Source organism: Microcoleus sp. A6-C6, from assembly GCF_036705955.1.
GTDB lineage: Bacteria > Cyanobacteriota > Cyanobacteriia > Cyanobacteriales > Microcoleaceae > Microcoleus.
Genome location: NZ_JAUBVR010000040.1, coordinates 20950 through 43266, shown reverse-complemented (window position 1 = coordinate 43266; position 22317 = coordinate 20950). Strand labels below are relative to the sequence as shown.

The 22317-nt window shown below is 49.7% G+C and carries 11 protein-coding genes; 7 read left to right on the top strand and 4 right to left on the bottom strand.

The annotated features are described in order from the left end of the window. Positions 1-229 precede the first annotated feature (229 nt). The 6 genes from QUB52_RS17180 to QUB52_RS17155 all read left to right on the top strand — a co-directional run bounded on the left by QUB52_RS17180 (position 230) and on the right by QUB52_RS17155 (position 8368). Positions 230-637 (top strand): GFA family protein, encoded by a 408-nt coding sequence (locus tag QUB52_RS17180; protein WP_332974100.1) that lies wholly within the window; start codon positions 230-232, stop codon positions 635-637. A 124-nt stretch (positions 638-761) separates the two neighbouring features. After that, positions 762-1340 carry a Uma2 family endonuclease gene (locus QUB52_RS17175; RefSeq protein WP_332974099.1) on the top strand — a complete coding sequence of 193 codons (579 nt, stop codon included), beginning with the start codon at positions 762-764 and terminating at the stop codon, positions 1338-1340. Positions 1341-1490: 150 nt separating this feature from the next. Further along, positions 1491-3050, top strand: coding sequence for a class I SAM-dependent DNA methyltransferase (locus QUB52_RS17170; RefSeq protein WP_332974097.1), 1560 nt, complete (start codon positions 1491-1493; stop codon positions 3048-3050). 116 nt (positions 3051-3166) lie between these two features. Beyond that, the gene (locus tag QUB52_RS17165; RefSeq protein ID WP_332974095.1) at positions 3167-4471 is read left to right on the top strand and encodes a restriction endonuclease subunit S; all 1305 of its coding nucleotides are present in this window, start codon (positions 3167-3169) and stop codon (positions 4469-4471) included. Next, the gene (locus QUB52_RS17160; protein ID WP_332974092.1) at positions 4468-5208 is read left to right on the top strand and encodes an abortive infection family protein; all 741 of its coding nucleotides are present in this window, start codon (positions 4468-4470) and stop codon (positions 5206-5208) included. The genes QUB52_RS17165 and QUB52_RS17160 overlap by 4 nt, the downstream gene beginning before the upstream one ends. A gap of 1 nt (position 5209) precedes the next feature. Continuing rightward, a complete protein-coding gene (locus QUB52_RS17155) occupies positions 5210-8368 on the top strand; it encodes a type I restriction endonuclease subunit R (protein WP_332974090.1) in 3159 nt (1052 codons plus the stop codon). Between the two features lie 204 nt (positions 8369-8572). Here the strand turns inward: QUB52_RS17155 and QUB52_RS17150 are convergent, their stop codons facing one another. Then, the gene (locus tag QUB52_RS17150; protein ID WP_332974089.1) at positions 8573-16084 is read right to left on the bottom strand and encodes a hypothetical protein; all 7512 of its coding nucleotides are present in this window, start codon (positions 16082-16084) and stop codon (positions 8573-8575) included. Between the two features lie 451 nt (positions 16085-16535). On the opposite strand from QUB52_RS17150, the gene QUB52_RS17145 reads away from it, so the two are divergent. After that, positions 16536-16658 carry a hypothetical protein gene (locus QUB52_RS17145; protein WP_332974087.1) on the top strand — a complete coding sequence of 41 codons (123 nt, stop codon included), beginning with the start codon at positions 16536-16538 and terminating at the stop codon, positions 16656-16658. 1767 nt (positions 16659-18425) lie between these two features. On the opposite strand, the gene QUB52_RS17140 is transcribed toward QUB52_RS17145, so the two are convergent. From QUB52_RS17140 to QUB52_RS17130, 3 genes are all read right to left on the bottom strand, one after another. Next, positions 18426-18980 (bottom strand): NYN domain-containing protein, encoded by a 555-nt coding sequence (locus QUB52_RS17140; protein WP_265239589.1) that lies wholly within the window; start codon positions 18978-18980, stop codon positions 18426-18428. A gap of 214 nt (positions 18981-19194) precedes the next feature. Next, a complete protein-coding gene (murI, locus tag QUB52_RS17135) occupies positions 19195-20118 on the bottom strand; it encodes a glutamate racemase (protein WP_332974086.1) in 924 nt (307 codons plus the stop codon). 128 nt (positions 20119-20246) lie between these two features. Continuing rightward, positions 20247-22034, bottom strand: coding sequence for an N-acetylmuramoyl-L-alanine amidase (locus QUB52_RS17130; protein ID WP_332974085.1), 1788 nt, complete (start codon positions 22032-22034; stop codon positions 20247-20249). Between the last annotated feature and the right edge of the window lie 283 nt (positions 22035-22317).

Here is a 22317-nt window from a genome sequence, read left to right as displayed (position 1 = left end):
CAAATCTCAAAGCTCAAATCGATCGAAGTAATTTACGTAAGTTTACAAAATCATGTCACTTTTTATCGCCAACAGGGCGATCGGGGTGTTTTATTCTTTGAGTTAAAGCAGACAACAAGCTGTTCAGAATGTTCGGAGTTAAACCACAAATGTGCGATATCAGCCAACTAGGAATACTATTGTACCGCATCTGCGATACAATTATAATTTATGCCTTTAGGAAAAGAAAATGGTAAAAGGTAGCTGCCTTTGCGGTCAGATTGAATACGAAGTAGAACTAATTCCGGAGAAAACATTTAATTGCCACTGTTCTTTCTGTAGGAAGGCTCATGGTTCTGCTTTTGTTACAGTAACTCTTGCAAAAGGGAATACACTCAAAATCACAAAAGGTGAACATTTATTCAAAGAACACAAAAACGATTTGGGTGGCTTTAGAGCATTTTGCTCAAACTGCGGAACAAGGCTAATGAATTATCCGCAAGATAAATCGTTGTATCTTGCGATTGTTCTTTCCACAGTTGATACCCCCATAGACTTCCGTCCTTCGGCTCATGTAAATGTGGAGTCTAAAGCGACTTGGCATGAACCTTATGATGGCATCCCGTCGTTTCAAGGCCTACCTGATGGGGCCTTATAAACAAGGCATAATCAAATCCTCAGACAAGGAGACGATCTAATCAAGCCTGCGAGGGAACTCGTGAATGCTGAATTTTTAGAGGTAGAATTAGTGTTATTACTGTTGGATTAGGGAGTTTATGGTTGTGATAGCAGCACGAGATAACGATCGCTCTTTTACACCCGAAGAGTATTTTAGTTGGGAGGAGCAACAACTGGAAAAGCACGAACTGATCGATGGTCGGGTTTATGCGATGACTGGTGGCACTAAAAATCATAGTGCGATCGCAATTAATTTCTTGTTGTTAATTCGCTCTCATCTGCGGGGCGGTCGATGCAGTGTTTTTAATTCAGATTTAAAGGTTAACATTCTCAATACACACAACTATACCTATCCCGATCTAAGCGTGACTTGTGACGATCGAGATAGGGAGCATCCTCTCTACATTACCTATCCCTGTTTAATAGTCGAGGTTTTATCGGATAGCACCGAAGCTTACGATCGAGGGAAGAAGTTTGAAAAGTATCGCCGCAATCCGAATCTGGTTGATTATGTGTTAGTCAGTTCTGATGAAATTGCGATCGATATTTATCATAAAAATGATGCTGGTGAATGGGTGATTATTAGCTATCGATCGGGCGATCGGGTTGAGTTTCAAAGTATCAATCTAAGTTTGCCTATCGAGCAATTATATGAGGAAATTATTTTCGATCGACAGCCCTAGATATACGGTCCTTAATCGATCAAGGTAATTTACGTAAGTTTACAAAATCGTGTCACTATCGTTATCTTGCTGCCGCGATCGCAAAAAGCGAAGGTGATTGTCTTACATCTAATATAATGATTCCTTGGTAAACGTGAGCTCTAGATATTCATGCCCAAATCAGTCAAAAATGAAACCAACAACGGCCCACATCTCGGTTATGAATCCGAACTTTTCAAGGCGGCGGATAAATTACGCGGCAACATGGAACCATCGGATTACAAGCACGTTGCTTTGGGGCTGATTTTCCTCAAGCATATCTCCGAGCGCTTTGAGGCTAGGCAGAGGGAACTAGAGGCAGAATATCCCCAAGGCATTGAAGATCCGGATGAGTACGCGGCCCAAAATGTGTTTTGGGTGCCCAAGGAGGCGCGGTGGTCGCACTTGCAAGCCAACGCCAAGCAGCCATCGATCGGTAAATCGATCGATGAGGCGATGCTGGCGATCGAAAAGGTCAATCCTTCGCTAAAAGGGGTACTGCCGAAGGATTACGCCCGTCCGGCTTTGAATGCGGTGATGTTGGGCGAGTTAATCGATTTGATTTCTAATATTGCCTTGGGAGAAGCCCAGGACAGGGCGCGGGATGTGTTGGGTCGGGTGTATGAGTATTTCTTGGGGCAGTTTGCGGGTTCTGAGGGCAAGCGGGGCGGGGAATTCTACACGCCGCGATCCGTGGTGCGGGTGATGGTGGAGATGCTGCAACCCTTCAAAGGGCGGGTGTATGACCCCTGTTGCGGTTCGGGGGGAATGTTTGTGCAGTCAGAACAATTTATTGAAACCCACGGCGGGCGCATCGGCGATATTGCGATTTACGGGCAGGAAAGCAATTACACCACTTGGCGGCTGTGCAAGATGAATTTGGCAGTGCGGGGGATTGATTCGGATATTCGCTGGAATTCCGAGGGTTCCTTCCACAAGAACGAATTGCCAGATTTGCGGGCGGATTTTGTGATGGCGAATCCTCCTTTTAATATCTCGGATTGGGGCGGGGACAGGCTGCGGGAGGACGGACGGTGGAAGTATGGCATTCCGCCGGCGGGCAATGCTAACTATGCTTGGTTGCAACACATTCTGCACCATCTCGCGCCCACGGGTACGGCGGGGGTAGTGTTGGCGAATGGGTCGATGTCGTCTCAGCAGAGTGGCGAGGGGGAGATTCGCCGCAATTTGATCGAGGGCAATGTCATCGATTGCATGGTGGCGTTGCCGGGGCAGTTGTTTTATTCAACGCAAATTCCCGCCTGTCTGTGGTTTTTGGCTAAGGATAAATCGAATGGCATCGCACGGGATAAGAAGTTAAGGGATCGCCGGGGGGAGATTTTGTTTATTGATGCCCGCAAGTTGGGCTATATGGTGGATAGAACGCGGCGGGAGTTTGCGGATGCGGATGTGGCGAAGATTGCGGAGGCTTACCACCAGTGGCGGGAGGGGAACGGTTATGAGGATGTGCCGGGGTTCTGCAAGTCGGCGAGTTTGGAGGAGATTAGGGGGCATAACTACGTGCTGACTCCGGGGCGGTATGTGGGGGCGGTAGCGGTGGAGGAGGACGACACGCCCTTTGAGGAAAGAATGCAGCAACTCACGGCGAAGTTGGGGGAACAGTTCCAAGAGTCGGCACGGTTGGAGGCGGCGATTCGGGAGAATTTGCGGGGTTTGGGCTATGACTTGTGAGATGGTTAAGTCAAGTCAAAAGCATTTACAAGATTGCCTTATGAAGTTTATTGTTGAGGCTCAATTGTCTGTGAAACTTGTTCTGGTTTTGCAAATGTTAGCGGAGGTGGCGAGCGATGAGTGAGTGGAAAGAGCTAACTCTTGGAGAACTATATGAAATACGTTCAGGACTTTCAAAGCCAAGTTCCGATTTTGGTACTGGATATCCTTTTCTTTCATTTAAGGAGGTTTTCTATAATACATTTGTACCCGAAAAACTTATTCAACTTGTCAATTCAACACCAAAAGAACGTGAATCCTGCTCTATCAAGAGAGGAGATGTTTTTCTTACTCGAACAAGTGAAACTCAAGATGAGCTAGGCATGAGTTGTGTAGCTCTAAAAAACTACGAAAATGCAACTTTTAATGGCTTTACAAAGAGACTTAGACCTAAACCAGAAACGGAAATCTTACCTGAGTATATAGGTTACTTTTTCCGTAGTCCTAGGTTTCGTCAGAAAATTACGGCGATGTCATCGTTATCAACGAGAGCTAGCCTAAATAATGAAATGCTTGAAAGGCTAAGTGTTATTGTCCCCTCAAAAAATGAGCAATTGGCAATTAGCAATATTCTCAAATCCCTAGACGACAAAATCGAACTGAATCGGCGGATGAATGAAACCTTAGAGGAAATGGCAAGGGCCATTTTCAAGGATTGGTTTGTGGACTTCGGCCCCACCCGCGCTAAACAAGAAGGCCGCGCCCCCTACCTGCCGGAGCATATCTGGTCGCTGTTTCCAGGGGCGATCGATGATGAGACGGGGTTGCCGGAGGGATGGGAAGAAGTCCCCTTAAATCATCATCTTCAATTTAATCCTAATGAAAGTCTAAAAAAAGGTGTCGAGGCTCCATACTTAGGTATGAGCGCATTACCAACTCAAGGATCAATTGCTGATCCGCCCACTTTAAGAGCGTTTACTTCAGGAATGCGTTTCCGTAACGGAGATACTTTGTTTGGACGTATTACCCCCTGTTTAGAAAATGGAAAGACAGCATTCATACAAAATCTTATGCCTGACGAAATTGGCTGGGGTTCAACTGAATTTATTGTGATGCGATGTATTCCTCCTGTTCCAAAAGCTTTCTCTTATCTAATCTCTCGTCATCCAGATTTTCGAGCAACAGCCATTCAAAGCATGACTGGCTCATCGGGAAGACAGAGGGTACGAACGGAAGCTTTGGAAAATTATATTTTTTGTAACCCAGACCCCAAAATATGGGAATGTCTAGCATCAATCATTAATCCCATATTCGATCGAGTTAGTTCTTATGGTTTAGAATCTCGCACTCTTGCTGAAATGCGCGATCGCCTCTTACCCAAATTAATGTCCGGCGAAATCCGCATCAAAGAAGCAGAAAAAATCGTAGAGGAGGCTTTATGAGTGCAGATTGGTATCCCGGCATTCGGGCATTTTGCCAGCACTGGAGCCATGCCCAAACCCTGCAAAATACCTTTGCAACCCTAGAACAAACCTTTGCAGAAGAGCAGGACGCTTGTATTGATGCTGCTAAAGCAATGGTTGAGTGTGCTTGTAGGGTCATTATTGCAAATCTTGACGACCCTATATCATCTCTTAAACCAGTAAAAAACCATCCCTCTATTGGGGATTGGTTGAGCGCAGCGGTACGTGTTTTGAAACTGGGCGAAGTACGTGATAGTGCCTTTCAGAAGCTCATATCAGAACACCATAACCTTACAAAGGCTTTAGGCGCACTGCGAGATAAAGCAGGAACAGTCAGCCACGGTAAGGAGGGCTTTATCTCCAAACTCTCAATTCATCATCGACGAGCAGCAATTTTAGCAGCAGATGCGATCGTCACTTTTTTACACGAAGCCTACCTCGATCGAGAACTAGATCCCTTGCTAACCCTCGAACCCTACGATCGGTTTGCACTATCCAACGAAGCGATCGACAAACACACTGCATTGGTAGTAGATGAAGACCAAGAAAACGGGTTTCTGTCCTTAATTGTTTTGTTGCCCAATGGGGATGAAATCCCACTATCGATCGAACCATCCCGGCTGTTATTTGGCATCGATCGCCAAGCTTATAAGGCAGCACTCGATGCCTGTAAAGATGCCGAATTGATGAAACCTGAATCAGTGGAGAGTCCTTAAAATGCCCTACCTCACCGAAGCTGACATCGAAAACATTATCATCGAACAATTCCAAAGCCTCGGCTATGGCTACCTCGCCGATGTCATCGTTTCTCCCGACGGTTCCCAACCCGAACGAGAATCCTACAGCGACGCAATCCTTACCCAACGCCTCCGCGCCGCCCTCGATCGACTCAATCCCACCATTCCCCCCGATGCCCGCGATGATGCCTTCAAAAAAATCATCGCCACCGAAAAACCGTCTCTCATCGAAGAAAACCGCCGCCTCCACCGCGCCCTCATCGAAGGCATCGATGTAGAATTTTATGCCGAAGATGGCACCATTCGCGGCGACAAAGTATACGCGATCGACTTTGCCAATCCCGCAGCCAACGATTGGCTGATCCTCAACCAATTTACCGTTATCGAAAACAGTCGCAACCGCCGCCCCGATGTCGTCGTCTTCATCAACGGACTTCCCCTCGCCGTCATCGAAATCAAAAGCCCCAGCACCGCCACAGCCACCCTCACCGCCGCCTACAACCAACTCCAAACCTACAAAACCCAAATTTCCGCCCTCTTCCGCACCAACGCCGCCCTCATCACCACCGATGGCTTGATGGCCCGCATCGGTTCCCTCACCGCCGAGCTCGAACGCTTCATGCCCTGGCGCACGATCGATGGCGAAACCCCAGCCAAAGGCACACCCGAAATGCAAGTTCTCATCGAGGGCGTATTTGAGAAAACCCGATTTCTGGACTTAATCCAAAACTTTATCGTCTTTGGTGACTCTGGTTCCGGCATCACCAAAATCATCGCCGGATACCACCAATTCCACGCCGTCCAAAAAGCCCTTGCAAGCACAGTAGCGGCTGCAAAACAAACGGGCGATCGCAAAGCCGGGGTCATCTGGCACACCCAAGGTTCCGGCAAAAGCCTCCTGATGGCCTTTTATGCAGGGCAACTCGTCCGCCGCCCCGAACTCCAAAACCCCACCATCATCGTCATCACCGATCGCAACGACCTAGACGATCAACTTTTTAACACCTTTAACCTCTGCCGCGATTTGCTCCGACAAACCCCCCAACAAGCCGAGAATCGCGAAGACTTGCAAGCTATCCTCAACCGTGCCTCCGGCGGCGTAGTCTTCACCACCATTCAAAAATTCGCCCCCGCCAAAGGGGAAACCACCTATCCCATCCTCAGCGATCGGCGCAACATCATCATCATCGCCGATGAAGCCCACCGCAGCCAATACGGATTTAAGGCAAGAATCGAACAAAAAACCGGAGAAATCGCCTATGGGTTCGCTAAATATTTGCGCGATGCCCTGCCCAACGCCTCCTTTATAGGCTTTACCGGAACCCCGATCGAACAAACCGACGTGAACACCCCCGCTGTTTTTGGCAACTACATCGACATCTACGACATCAGCCGCGCCGTAGAAGATGGCGCAACCGTTCCCATTTACTACGAAAGCCGCCTCGCCCGGATCGAACTCCCCGAAGACCAAAAACCGCAGATTGACGCTGCCATCGAGGAATTAACCGAAGCTGAGGAGCAATCCGACAGAGCAAGGCTCAATCAAAAATGGGCAACCATTCAGGCATTAGTCGGTGCAGAACCCAGATTGAAGCTAATCGCCGCCGATCTCGTCAGCCACTTTGAAAACCGCGTTGCTGCCTTGCAGGGAAAAGCGATGGTAGTCTGCATGAGTCGATCGATCTGCGTGGCGCTGTATGAAGCAATTATTAGCCTACGCCCCGACTGGCATTCCGAAGACGACACTGACGGCACGATCAAAATCGTCATGACAGGTTCCGCCGCCGATCCGTCCGCATGGCAGCAGCACATTGGCAACAAAGCCCGCCGCGATCTCCTCGCCAAACGGGTTAAAGACCCCAACGATCCGCTCAAACTGGTCATCGTGCGGGATATGTGGCTGACAGGCTTTGATGCGCCCAACCTGCACACGATGTATGTCGATAAACCCATGAAAGGGCACAGTCTCATGCAGGCGATCGCCCGCGTTAACCGCGTTTTTCGAGATAAACCCGCTGGTTTGGTAGTGGACTACATCGGCATCGGGCAACGGTTAAAAGAAGCCCTGCGCGACTATTCCACCCAAGATCGACGACAGGCGGGCATCGACGCAGCCGAAGCGATCGCCGTGATGCTGGAAAAATACGATGTGGTTAGAGCCATGTTTCAAGGCTTCAATTACCAGCGCGGCTTGGCAGGTACTCCACAGGAACGCTTGGTGGTGATGGCAGAGGCGATCGACTGGATTCTGGAACAGCAACACCAAGCAGCCCAGCAGGAAACCGACGACAACAGCAAAAAACAAGCCCACCGCCGCTATCAAGATGCTGTTCTAGCCTTATCTAAAGCCTTTGCCCTCGCAGCAGCCAGCGATGAAGCCCGCACCATCCGCGATGAGGTAGGGTTTTTCCAAACCATCCGCGCTGCCCTAGTGAAATCGTCAACCACCCCCGGACAATCCACGGTTGAAAAAGAATTTGCTGTACAACAAATTATCGATCGTTCCGTCGTTTCCACCGAGATCGTCGATATTCTCAGTGTCGCAGGGCTATCTTCCCCCGATATTTCCATTTTCTCCGATAACTTCTTGCTAGAAGTGCAGCAAATGGAGAAGAAAAATCTCGCCTTAGAAGCCCTAAAACGATTGCTCAATGACGAAATTCATTCCCGCACCCGCACGAATGTTACAGAGGAAAAAAAGTTTTCGGAGCGATTGGAAAAGGCGATCGCGCGGTATCACACCAACGCTATTAGTACCGTCGAAGTTCTGCAAGAACTAATTGAAATTGCTAAAGACATCCGCACCGCAAGACAACGAGGCGAAGAACAAGGACTTTCCGCCGATGAAATCGCCTTTTACGATGCCCTAGCAGAGAACGAAAGCGCCGTTGAGGTTATGGGCAACGATAGCCTGAAAATTATTGCCCACGAACTGCTGATGAGCCTGAAATCGAATGTCACCGTTGATTGGGCGCATCGTGAAAATGCCCGCGCCCGCCTCCGCAGCACCGTCAAGCGCATCCTGAGAAAATACGGCTACCCCCCCGACCTCCAAGCTGCAGCCGTTCAAAACGTATTGCAGCAAGCAGAAGCCCTATCGGCTACATGGGTAGCTGGTGGCTCGGTTCAAATTCCCTAGGAGGCTTATATTAAAGGCAATACACCCCAGAGCGCACAAAGCAAGATAACAACGCCCATGCACACCGACCACCGAGAATCGATCGGTTATGATAAAGCTAACCCGGATTTGGTATTACCAACTGCAAAAACTGCAAAAAACCCGGTTTCGTGAAGAAACCGGGTTTTTAATGTATTCGATCGCCCTCAGCCAAACCTACAATGACTACAAGGTAGGAGTGCCAGTTAGATCGCTATTTGCGAGTGGGTTGCTGGGACTTGCAGCCGGAGTAATTAAGAGGTCGCTGTCCTTAGTAGAAGGATTAGCAGTAGGATCGATCGCACTACCAACACTCGCGGCTGGCAAAGGAAGAATTGGCTGAGTTTGAGCACTGGTTAGAGATGTTAACAAGCTGTTATAGTCGTAGATGAGAATGTCATCATCAATGCCATTAAAGCTGTTCATCGTTGGAATTGAACCGCCATTCAGCAAGATGTCATCGGTAGTAGTTGTGACAGAAGTTACTGTCAAAGTACCTGGATTAGTAGCTGTTGTTAGCGCTGGGAAACTTATGGCTGCTGGTGCAGTAGTCATGCTGTTTGGCTGACTCATTACTGTTGCAGTAGTCGTGCTGTTTGGCTGGCTAATTGATGCAGTAGTCGTGCTGTTGGGCTGACTCATTACTGTTGCAGTCGTGTTTGATAAGCCAGCGGTAGAACTGTTATCAATCAACTCATCATCATCACTCTCAACAGGTTCACCGGTTAAATCATCGATCGTCGAGGGAGTATTGAAGGCTGCGGGCAGCGGGCCTCCGGGAGTGATGGGGACAAAGCGAGAACTGTCGATCGCACTGAATTGAGTGTCTTTTAGCCAAGCTAAGTGTTCGCCGGTGCCTGCGATGCTGATTAAGGCATCGTTAGTATAATTTTCACCGCCTTGAACGATTTGCAATTGGTCAAAAGTGAGGTCTTGTGCGAGTCCGAGGTAATCGCGATCGGCTTGGAAGTAGAAAATGTTATCCAGTCCCGAATTTGGTGATATCACAAATATGTCGGAACTGCTGCCTCCAATCAGCGTATCTTGGCCATTGCCACCTTTGAGGATGTTGTTGCCTTCGCCACCGTAGAGACTGTCATCGCCTTCGTTACCGTTCAGGCTGTCATTGCCACTGCCACCATTTAAGAAGTCGTTGCCGTTACCGCCGTCAAGGGTGTCATCGCTGCTGCCACCATCGAGACTGTCATCGCCTTCGTTGCCCAACAGATTGTCGCTGCCGGCTTCTCCGGTTAGCAAGTCGTTGCCGCAACCGCCGTCAAGGGTGTCTTTACCCGCGCCGCCCAGCATCGTGTCGTCGTCGCATTCGCCGAACATCAAGTCATCGCCGTTGCCGCCTCCCATCCAGTCGTTGCCGCTGCCGCCGACGAGGGTGTCGTCGCCAGAATCGCCGGTGATGGTGTCGTCGCCGGAGTCGCCGATAACCAAGTCGTTGCTGGCCCCGCCGTCCATCAAGTCAGTTTCGTCGCCGCCGTAGAGGGTGTCTTCTCCGACTTCGCCTAACATCGTGTCTTGCCCTTGACTGCCAAACATCAAGTCGTTGCCGGCGCCTCCGAAGAGTTTGTCGTCGTCCATGCTGCCGTCGATTTGGTCGTTGCCGGCACCTCCAAGTAATTGGTCGTTGCCAGTACCGCCGAACAGTTCGTCATTGCCAGCGCCGCCGTCGATGCTGTCGTAGCCGGAACCGCCGTCAATTTTGTCGTTGCCGGCTTCTCCGATAATGGTGTCGTCGTCTTCGTTACCCCAAATGTTGTCGTTGCCCGCGCCGCCGTTGATGAAGTCATCGCCGGCCCCGGCCCAAATGTTGTCGTTGCCGTCGCCGCCGGAAATTGAGTCTCCGCCGGAACCGCCATCAATGTTGTCGTTGCCAGTTTGTCCGAGGATGGTGTCGGCTGCATCTCCGCCGTAGATTTGGTCGTTGCCACGGCCGCCGTCGATCGAATCTTGGTCTTCGCGGCCGTAGATTTCGTCGTCGCCGTCGTTGCCCCACAGGGTGTCGCTGCCGGTTCCGCCATCGATGAAGTCGTTGTCTTCGTTGCCTTCGATGCTGTCGTTGCCGGATTGTCCGAAAATTCGATCGCGCCCTTCACCACCAGACAAAGTATCGTTGTTCGCGCCGCCGTCGATGTAGTCGTCGCCGCCGTCGCCTGTGGCGATATCGTTGCCGTCGTTGCCGTAAATGCGATCGCGCCCTTCACCACCACTCAAGCTATCATCGCCTGCGTTGCCTTCTAAGTAGTCGTCTCCGTTATTACCGGAGAGGCTGTCAGTACCGATTTGACCGAAAAGTCGATCGTCCCCTTCGCCACCATCCAGGCTGTCGTTGCCGGCTTCACCTCGGAGAATGTCATCTCCCGTTTGTCCCAACAGCGTATCGTTGTCATCGCCGCCCCAGAGTTCGTCATTGTCGGCATTGCCTTCTAAAAGGTCATCGCCTGCGCGGCCGTACAATTTATCGCGGCCGTCGTTGCCGAAGAGAGTATCGTTTTCGGTACCGCCATCAACCATGTCGTCACCGCTACCGCCGGAGAGGGTGTCTTTACCCGCTTCACCGTAAAGGCTGTCGCTGTCATCGCCGCCGTCTAGAACGTCGTCGCCGGTGCCGCCGAACAGGGTATCGCGGCCGGATTCTCCTAGCAAGCTGTCGCCGTCATCGCCTCCCCAGAGGGTGTCGCTGTCGTCGCCACCGAGGAGAGTGTCGAGGCCAGCTTGTCCGTAAAGGCGATCGCGCCCTTCATTGCCCTGTAGCAAATCATTCCCTAAACCGCCGTCGGCAATGTCATCGCCACGACTGCCGAGAACCGTATCATCACCAGCCTGTCCGAACAAACTGTCATTATTTTCGCCGCCGTCTAGGAAGTCGTTACCGTCGCCGCCTTCAAGCGTGTCATTTTCGCTACCGCCATCCAGGGAGTCATTACCTAGTTCGCCAAACAGTCGGTCAGTTCCTGAGTTGCCTTCGAGGATGTCATCGCCACCGCCTCCGTAGAGGGTGTCGCTGTCACCTTGACCGAGAAGGGTATCGTTGCCTTCGCCCGCCAACAGCGAGTCATTGCCGGAACCGCCTTCTAATAAGTCATCGCCACCTAGGCCTTCGAGGGTGTCTTTGTCGTTCCCGCCGTAGAGACTGTCATTGCCATCGCCTGCATTCAGGATGTCATCGCCGTTTTCGCCGTAGAGGTAATCATCGCCAGATTGGGCTAATAAGGTGTCATTGTCTTGGCCTCCCCAGAGATAGTCGTTGCCACTGCCGGCATCGAGGAAGTCTTTGCCGTTGTCGCCGTAGAGACTGTCATTGCCTTCGGCTGCGTAGAGGCTGTCGTTGCCAGATTCCCCAAACATTTTGTCATCGCCAGTTCTACCGAGTAAAGTGTCATTGTCTTGACCTCCATAAAGTAGGTCGTTGCCACTTCCGGCATCGAGGATGTCTTGGCCGTCGGCACCTTCGAGGGTGTCGTTGCCATCGCCTGCATCAAGGCTGTCGTTGCCAGCTTCTCCAAACAGCTTGTCATTGCCGGCTTGGGCGAATAAAGTGTCCTCGCCTTGGCCTCCCCAGAGATAGTCGTTGCCGATTCCGGCATCGAGGAAGTCTTTGCCGTCGCCGCCGTAGAGACTGTCGTTGCCTTCGGCTGCATCGAGGCTGTCGTTGCCGCCTTCGCCGTAGAGGTTATCATCGCCGGCTTTGCCGAGTAAGGTGTCATCGTCTTGGCCTCCCCAGAGTTGGTCGTTGCCAATGCCGGCATCTAGGAAGTCTTTGCCGTCGCCGCCGTAGAGGTTGTCGTTGCCTTCGGCTGCATCAAGGCTGTCGTTGCCACCTTCGCCAAACAGGTTGTCGTCGCCTTCTTTTCCTAGGAGGATGTCGGCATCGTCGCCACCGTAAAGGTTGTCGTTGCCGTCGCCTGCATCGAGGGTGTCTTTGCCGTCGCCACCGTAGAGGTAGTCGTTGCCGAGGCCTGCGTCTAGGATGTCGTCGCCTGCATCGCCGCTGAGGGTGTCGTTGCCGGCTTCGCCGTAGAGGGTGTCTTTGTCGTCGCCGCCGGACATTTCGTCGTCGCCGGTGCCGCCGTATATGAGGTCGGTGTCTCCTTCTCCGTAGAGTTTGTCGTTGTCGCTTTCGCCGTAGATTGTGTCTTTGTCTGCGCCACCGTAGATGTTGTCATCGCCGGCACCGCCTTCGAGGCTGTCGTTGCCTGTTTCGCCGTAGATTGTGTCGTTGCCGTAGCCCGCATCTCCGGCTACGGTGTCGTCATCGCTACCGGCGTAGATTAGGTCGTCGGCATCGCCGCCTCGGATGTAGTCTCGGCCTGCTTCGCCGTAAAGGGTGTCTCGGCCTTGGTTGCCGTAGATGCTGTCGCCGCCGTCGCCTCCGTAAATTTCGTCGTTGCCGAATTCGCCGTAGAGTTTGTCGTCGCCTCCGAGTCCGTTGATGCGATCGTCCCCAGCATCTCCAGTGATAACGTTAACGCTATCGTCGCCAGTAATATCATCGTTGTGAGTAGAACCTGCGACATTTTCGATGCCAGTAATTTGGTCTCGGTCGCCCCAACCGTCGGTAGCATCGCCTGTTTGTAAGTTGACAGTAACGCCGTTGGGGTCGCGGCGGTAGCTGAGAATGTCGATGCCTTCTCCGCCGTAAAATGAGTCATTGCCGGCATTGCCAATTAATAAATCGTTGCCTTCTAATGCCCAAATTCGGTTATCTTTTTCGTTGCCAATCAAGATGTCTTCAAAGCGAGTACCGATGATATCTTCGAGATTTCTGAGGGCATCGGTAGTGCCAAAACCATCTTTACCAGTACCGGCCGCAATTTCAAAATCCCGTTCGAGTTCTGTGTAGTATTCGGTGGGATTAGCTGCGTTAACAAATTGTTTGAAACGCTGACTGGTGTTATTTTCGTAGTCGCTACTTTCGTCAATATTAACGATAACGCCGCTGGGAGAATTGATGTAGTTAACGAGGTCGATTCCTTCACCGCCGTCAATTAAATCATCGCCGATTTCTCCGATTAACGAGTCGTTGCCGGTGCCGCCGTAAAGTTCGTCGTTGCCAGCATTGCCGTTGAGGGTGTCGTCGCCGGCTTGTCCTAAAAGTACGTCATCGTCGGTGCCGCCAAACAGGGTATCTTTGCCGTCGCCACCATCGATGTAGTCTTGGCCTTGACTGCCGAAAAGGTAGTCTTCGCCAGCTTGTCCGTAAATATCATCATCATCGGCACCTCCATCAATGATGTCTTGGCCGTCGCCGCCTTCCAGCCAGTCATTGTTTTCGTTACCGGAGATGACATCGTTGCCACCTTGTCCGTAAATTATGTCATCTCCGGTATTGCCGGAAAGCGAGTCTTGGCCGTTGCCGCCATCGATTAAGTCATCGTCTGCGTTGCCTTCTATGGTGTCGCTGCCGTCTTGTCCGTAGAGGATGTCGTCGCCTTCGTTGCCTTGGATGAGGTCGCGGCCGCTGCCACCTTCGGCGTAGTCTTCACCTGCGTTGCCTTGGATGAAGTCGTTGCCGGCTTGGCCGTAGAGTTTGTCGTTGCCGAATTCGCCGTAGAGTTGGTCGTTTTCGCTGCCGCCATCGATGATGTCGTCGCCTTCGCGGCCGTAGAGTATGTCGTTGCCGGCGTTGCCGTAGAGGAAGTCGCTATCGATGCCGCCATCGAGGATATCTTCGCCTTCGTTTCCTTCTAGGGTGTCGCTGCCTGCTTCTCCGAAGAGTAGGTCATTGCCAGTTTCGCCGTAGAGTTTGTCGTCGTCGTTACCACCGTAAAGTTTGTCGTTTTCGCTGCCTCCGTACAGCAAATCTTTGCCATTTTCTCCTCTTAATTCATCGTCTCCTTCTTCGCCTCGGAGTTCGTCATTGTCCTCGCCGCCGTAAAGGAAGTCATTGCCAGTTCCGCCGTAAAGCAAATCTTTGCCGTTTTCTCCTCTTAATTCATCGTCTCCTTCTTCGCCTCGGAGTTCGTCATTATTATCACCACCGTAAAGGAAGTCATTGCCAGTGCCACCGTAAAGAGAATCGTGGCCGTTTTCTCCTCTTAATTCATCATTTCCGTCTTCGCCTCTGAGGTCGTCATTGTCCTCGCCGCCGTAAGCTGTATCTTCACCAGTACCACCGTAAAATTTGTCGTCTCCTCCTTGTCCCCGAAAAAGATCGTTTCCGCCTTGGCCGTAGAAGATATCGCTGTAGTCACCGCCGGTCATTGTATCAGCAAAATTTGAGCCGCTGACAATTTCGATATTGCCAAGAGTATCTACAGTCTTTTCGCCTTTGACAACAAAGCCATCTTCAACTTTGTAAACATCATAAATGCCAACTTTGTCTGCCCAAACTTTAATTCCAATTGGACTGCCCGAGTAAGTGGCAGTATCAGTTCCTCCTTCACCATCTAAAAAGTCGAAGCCAGAGTCACCGCTTAAGTTGTCATTGGTACTTCCACCTTTTAGAACATCGTTGCGTAAGCCTCCTTGAATGTCACCATCTCCTTTAATCCAGTCATCATCTGATGTAGGAGTTGCAGCAATCGATCCTTTAGGAAAATAGAATCCTTTGGGATGCAGTTCGTACACTGTGTCTTGGAAAAAAGTTTGAACTTCAGGACGGCTAAAATAATTTTTAATTACGTGCGCCTCCGTAATGCCTCCTATCGTAGGAAGCATACTAAAAATTTTACCAATTTTATCCCAGACAAAAGGCTGTGAATCAAATTGAAGTAAAGTCACGGGATCTCCGGAATTTTTAATGTTATTATCGGAGATACTTCCTACTTTATACTTATTAATTCCGCCAGCATATAGATAACTTGTTGGCGAACCCATTGCGAGAACACTTGTCCGAGGTAAAGAATTACCAGGTGCACCCATATCAATTAATCCATCCTCAACAAAGAAATTACCCTGAGAATGACCTAGCAGAATCAAAGAGTTGTTTTGAAAAGGATTTTGCTCACTTGAAGCAAACCAATCTTTCGCGGATTGTGTCCAGTCACTATTGATATCTTGGAATTTACTTTCTGCATACCAGTATTGTTCCAGTGCCTCTTTCAAGTCAGCCGGTGCTGCTGCAATTAAGCTATCAACTAGAGTGGAAATATTTTTAAAAGCGGGAATATATCCAGCAACTTGTTGAAGGAAGAGGATAGCTTTAGCCGTAAAATCATCATTGGTCACCAAACTAATTGGATCTGATATCTGAGTAAAACTTTTTGCAAAATCGTAACCACTTTGAATCAAGTTTACAAAATCGAAATCTTTGTAAAGATTGTCAAGTTGATCTTTGACCTGTGTCGTGTCACCATCTATTGCTTTTAGCGCTTCATATTCTACTAAAAGAACAGGATATTTTATGGCGTTTTTAATGATACTTGTAATGTCAAGTAATTCGAGAGCATAATTGAACAAAAACTTCCCTACAAAAACTCCTGCATCTGCTAAATCATTACCAGTGCTATCTGTAGTGTTGCGATATTTCTTATCGAGCTGAATCGATCCTCTTGTAACTGAACTATTATTGGGAAGCCAAAGGTTTCCTGGCAGTTTCCATAAATCCTCAAATCCTTTTATGTCGTTGTCAAAACTACCCGAAGTAGTCCTAATTCCATTGATATAAACAACCTGAGTTTTACCGCCATCTTCAATGAGTCGATCGTAAACTTTATCGAAATCAAATTCTTTAGGAGTAGCCATGATTAATGTCCTCTTTTGGTAGATACAATGTGTGCTGAAAATTGACAAAAAGACTCCGCCGACACGCACAGACGTGTCACATTTACCGAATTTGCTCGCCTGAAAATTAGGGTCGATCGCCCTTCAAGTCAGTTAAGGTATTGTGAAAAACTTCATGAAGCGAAGCTATCCCCTAGGGAATCGCCCGCCAACACTGCAAACAACCGCTAAAGCCCGATTCAAAATCCATAGATTAATGCACTCCCTGAAATTAATAAATTCGATCGCGCCACAGGATTTATGCGGGGCCAGAAACCGGGTTTTTGCGAAACTATTCGCTGTTACTAGAAGATTCTGCGAAAAACCCGGTTTCTTGAGCTTGGTGCGTAACTCCTTACTTATTTATCAGGACTAACTCGGTAGTTTTATGCAAAACTCTACGGTTTTTTTTGTAAAGTTTTGTAAACACTGCGTGAAAGCACGGAAAGAGTTGGTTTTGGGAGTTGAAGGGCGCCGCAAAGGCCGTGAGGTCGATCGCGCCACAGGATTTATGCGGGGCCAGAAACCGGGTTTTTGCGAAATTATGCGCTGTTAGCAGGAGATTCTGCGAAAAACCCGGTTTCTTGAGCTTGGTGCGTAAGTCCTTATTTATATATCAGGGCTAACTCGGTAGTTTTATGCAAAACTCTACGGTTTTTTTGTAAAGCTTTGTAAAGACTGCGTGAAAGTACGGAAAGAGCAGGTTTTGGGAGTTGACGGGCGATCGACCTAAAGGCCGTGAGGGCGATCGCGCCACAGGATTTATGCGTGGCCAGAAACCGGGTTTTTGCGAAAGTTATTCGCTGTTACCAGAGGATTCTGCGAAAAACCCGGTTTCTTGAGCTTGCTGCGTAACTCCTTACTTATCTATCAGGGCTAACTCGGTAGTTTTATGCAAAACTCTACGGTTTTTTTTGTAAAGCTTTGTAAAGACTGCGTGAAAGTACCGAAAGAGTTGGTTTTGGGAGTTGACGGGCGATCGACCCAACCGCCTAACTGTCCCTCATACTTATCTATCAGGGCTGACTCGGTAGTTTTATGCAAAATTTCACTTTATTTTGAGAAATTCTGTAAAGACTCCGTGAAAGCACTGAAAAAAGTTGGTTTTGGGAGTTGAAGGGCGATCGCCCCAACCGCCTAACTGTCCCTCATACTTATCTATCAGGACCGACTCGGTAGTTTTATGCAAAACTCAACTTTTTTTTGGCAAAGTTTTGTAAAGACTACGTGAAAGCACTGCAAAAAGCGGATTTTGGGAGTTGAAGCGCGATCGAATAATGCGCTTTCCCCCCAGCCCGGTAGGTAATTAATTACCTCCCGGACTTTCGGACTGCGGGATTGCGCGATCGACTTCGTTGTGCGAAAAATAGCCCCAACTGCCTAACTGTCTCGTACATTTACTTATCAGGGCTAACTCGGTAGTTTTATGCAAAATTTCAATTTTTTTTCAGAAATTCTGTAAAGACTGCGTGAAAGTACCGAAAGAGTTGGTTTTGGAAGTTGAAGGGCGATCGACCCAACCGCCTAACTGTCCCTCATACTTATCTATCGGGGCCGACTCGGTAGTTTTATGCAAAATCTCACTTTATTTTTCAGAAATTCTGTAAAGACTCCGTGAAAGCATCGAAAAGAGATGGTTTCGGGAGTTGAACGGTCTTTGGGCTTCGCAAATGCAGTTCCCCACAAGGATATTTTAGGTTTGATCTCTTGCTGGTCTTGCATTCGTGGGGATTCTCAACGGATGTTTTGAATCTGACCAGAATCGGCTTGGGATTCATGACCATAATTAAACACAAAAAAAATCTGAAGCTGGAAAATTCCAACTTCAGACTTTTACTAACTCCCCGGGTAGGATTTGAACCTACGACCAATCGGTTACACTTATCCCAACGTTTCCGAAGGGCGTGGACTATTTCATCATCCCTAGAACGCAGATTTAATATCTGTCGCGGGATGTCGGGCGCTGTGAGATTTATTGGTTAGGCTCCTCATCTCTAGTCTCTGCACCTTTATGGCTACTTGTGGTCAAAACCACTGCCTTTCGCCAGACTTGGCTCAAGATTGCCGCCACCCGAAGAGCTGCGGTTTCCTTGAATTCACCCGATTTTTCAGTACCCGTTACCGGATAAAGCTGCTATGTCACTAGGGCTTTTGGTTAATACCAAAGGCTTGCATTCATTACAGCCGATCGCTCTGCCACTGAGCTACCGAGGATTGCGTGGTTTTTGTCACCCACATTTACTAATAGTAGCTGAACCGATTCGATTTGGCAAGGCCTTTTGCAAACTTTTTTTTTTCTCATACACCAAGCGGGTTTAGGCAGCTAATGCAGCCCCATTCTCATTCTGGCGAGGCGCTGCTGGGATTCTGGATCGAGGGAACTGGCCAGAAAGCGACTAGAAGTTTTTTTGCGGGATTTGTGCTGGCGCTCGCTGCGGCGGGCGGTGGATTCTACGTCAGCGGCTAGTTGTTCGGCGGACATCCATTCGGCACCGTAGCCGACTACTGTCAATTGCTGCGCTCTGTCTGAGGTGGCGACAATCATGCGCCCTTTGCCTTTGATCGATCGCAACTCATACCGCAAATTAGCACAAGACTTTTCAATATAAGTATCTGCTGTCTGACCGAAGTCAGTGTAGTGCACTGATAAATTTTTAGTAATAATTTCTTTAACGCTGGGAGTATCTCGATAGTGAGCGTCAAACACGAGTCGAGCCTCAAAATCTTGAACGGCGCTGTAGTTAACTAAAACCTCAATTAACTCACGGCGAGCTGTTTCGAGTTCGTCGCGATCGCGCTTCTCTCGGAGTCGAGGCCACAGTCCAATCATGTTATAGCCGTCTACAAGTAACACTGCTTGCGATATATAGGTTGACATGGTTCAAGGCTGAAGATCTCCAGCAGATATAGGACGTTATTTGCATTGTTCATCAAAGCTTTTGTTGCATTTTATTACAGATCGTAGATTGATTGCTACCTTCGATCGCCATAATTAAACCCCCAAATCCCTAAGTGTCTGGGATGTGGGGGTAATATTTGTGCGATCCTCGAATGCAAGCAACGCGCTCCGTGCGATCGATAAATTGGCCGGCTTATTCGACAGATTCCAGGGATACGGGCGATGGCTTACGCCCCGCTTCGCTACGTACAACAGCCGGCAGAGATACTTTCTCAACCGCAGGAGTACAGCCCAGCCACTGCACCGACAAGTCCGCAAACTGCTGCGGAGGGCCACTCACACAAAAACGAGTCGGCAGCGCCACACCAGCATTCCGCAGCCCCAAAACCTCCAATTCTCTCGCCGCAGCAGCCACCACGCGCACCGCAGGATCGATCAAATTTACCCCAGCAGGCAAGAGCGATCGCAACACGGGAGCCAACAGCGGATAATGAGTACAGCCATAAATCAGCGTATCGATGCGCTGCTGAATCAAAGGAGCCAAATATTCCCGCGCCACCTCAGAAGTATAAGGATCGTGAATCCGATTTTGCTCCACCAGCGGCACAAAAGCCGGACAGCTAACCTGCCATACCCGACAAGAAGCGTCCATTTCCAAAATCGCATTTCGATAAGCATTGCTAGCAGCAGTAGCAGGAGTTGCAATGACTCCGATCCGCTTACCTTGCTGCACCGCAGCCTGCGCCCCCGGCAGAATTACTCCCAGCACCGGAATATCAAACTCAGCCTGCACCATCTCCATCGCCAAAGCAGAACTGGTGTTGCAGGCCATAATCACCATTTTCACATCTTGTTCGACCAGCCAGGCCATAATTTCCCGGACAAAATGTACAATTTCCGACGCCGCGCGAGTCCCGTAAGGCAGTCTCGCCGTATCTCCAAAATAAAGTATTGATTCGTTCGGCAATTGTTTGTATAACTGCGTCAAAACAGTCAAACCACCCACGCCACTGTCAAAAATACCGATTCTTTGTTGACTGTTGTCTGTTGTCTGTTGTCTGTTGTCTGTTGACTGTTGACTGTTGACTGTTAACTGTTGTCTGTTGTCTGTTGTCATTAGTTACCAATTCCCAATTACCAATTACCAATGCCCAATGCCCAATGCCCAATGCCCAATGCCCAATTACCAATGCCCAATGCCCAATGCCTCATGCCCCATGCCCCATGCCCGATGCCCCATGCCCATTATCTTTGTTGAAGATAAACTAAGATGCCGCGAGCGATCGAAGCGGCCATTTGACTGCGGTAAGCTGGGTCAGAAAGTTTAGCAGCATCCTCAGCACCCGTGACAAAACCGACTTCCACCAAAACAGAAGGCATAGAACTCTTCCTCAAAACATAAAATCTCGCCTGCCGCACCCGGCGGTCAGTCGCTCCCGTCCCATCCAAAATACTGGCGTGAATCACGCGAGCTAAATCTTGTCCGCTATCGAAATAATAAGTCTCAATCCCGCTAATATCCGGGCGACTCATATTAATCGAATTAGCGTGAATGCTGACAAACAAAGTAGCATTCACCCGTGCTGCCAAAGAAACTCTCGGTTCCAGGTCGATTTCGCTGTCATCAGTCCGAGTCAGCACCGCCTGCACTCCCTGCTGTTCCAGTAGCCTCGCCACCTGATAGGAGATATCTAAAACAATCTCCTTCTCTTGAATGCCCTGAATCCCGACTGCACCCGGATCGCGGCCGCCGTGGCCTGGATCGATCGCTACTACGACGCGGCGGTTAGAAGCTTGGGGCAAATCACCCGCTCCGATAGTCCTTCTCGGCAACGGCTGCGGATTTGGATCGCGAGTCACAGGTGGCTGCGCGCTAGCACTCGATCGCAACTGCAAAGACAGCAACTGCGGGTTAGGTCTCGTCACCCTGCCTACCTGTACCCCCGATCGCGGCTGCACCCAAATCACCACAGTCTCCGCGTCTTCCTGACTGGCAGTAAACGATACAGGACTGTTCCCATCGAGCTGAGGAATTTGCCCAGTCAGAGAACTAGAAGCGAGCCGAATCCAGTAAGATTTCGACGACTGATCCCACCCGCTGGTATAGGAGACTTGGCGGTCAGTTCTCACCACAAATTGCGTGCCATTACTGGCTAAATCAATGGACTGAACTCTCGCTAAACTTGCTTGAGCTGGTCTCCCAACAGTTACAGGTTGGGAGCCCGTGAGGATTGGCGGCCTCGTGCCCCCTGGCGATAGCACAACAGAGCCCGAATTGCTCACAGAAGCGCGCCACTGAGTATTAGAACTCTTCATCCGCAAAGTCACGCGGGTAACGGGCGGATCTGTTGGCAGTTGCCGCACTTCAATCTTGTCAACTCCGTACTTGCCGTTCGTTTGAGGCTGTTGGCCGCCCGCGCCCGGAGCTAAAGTAGCTCCTTCAATATCGAGGGTGGCGATGTCCCCGGCCCGACTTTGTTGAAAATTAATTTGGGGGCGCCCGCCCGCAGTGCGGACTAAAAAACCGTCCGCCGTCACCTGAACGTTCTGAACTACAGTCGCTTCAGCAGATTGGGTTTCCGTTGCTGAAGGTTCAACCGATAATCTTTCTCCCCCTGGTTCTGAAATCGGATTTTGAGTTGCTCCCCGCACTGGCGTTGGCAAATCTACTGTCCACTCGCTGGGAGAAATTCCCCGGAATTTTACTTGCTGCGGATCTAGGGTAAATCCGTCTCTGAGTTCGACAACTATTCTGGTGGTATCGTCGTCAAACTGTCCTACTCGCACAGATTCGATCGCTCCTGAGAGCGGTTGGCTGACCGCAGAACGTCCCAGACTCGTCCCCGGTAAGTCGATTACCAACCGCGTGGGGTTGAAAATCAGTTGAGCTTTGGGTTGAACTCCCCCCTCTGTTCTAATGTAAAGCCGGTTCTCTGAAGCATCAAACCGCCAAGATTGCAGTCTCGCTGCTTCGGCGGCTCCAGCGAGCAAAAATACACTTAAGAAACTCGGTAGTAGCCAGTGGAATTTCACGACAGTTTTTTCCTCGTTTGCGTTACTGCTAAAAGGTGGAAGGGTGCCGCTTGCCCGATCGGCTTTCAGCGGTGAGCCATTAGCCGACTGGGGACTTCCGACCGTCAGTTGTTGGCTCTCATTGACTTTATTTATGCGTTAACAGCCTACAAAATGCCCAATCATGGCATTTTGGAACTTGCCCGTATATTTGGGGGCGATCGGTTATAAGCTGACTGAAAAATTGTTGGCACAAGGGAAGGTATTTATTTTTAGGAGCAAAAAACAATGTCTTTCTTGAAGT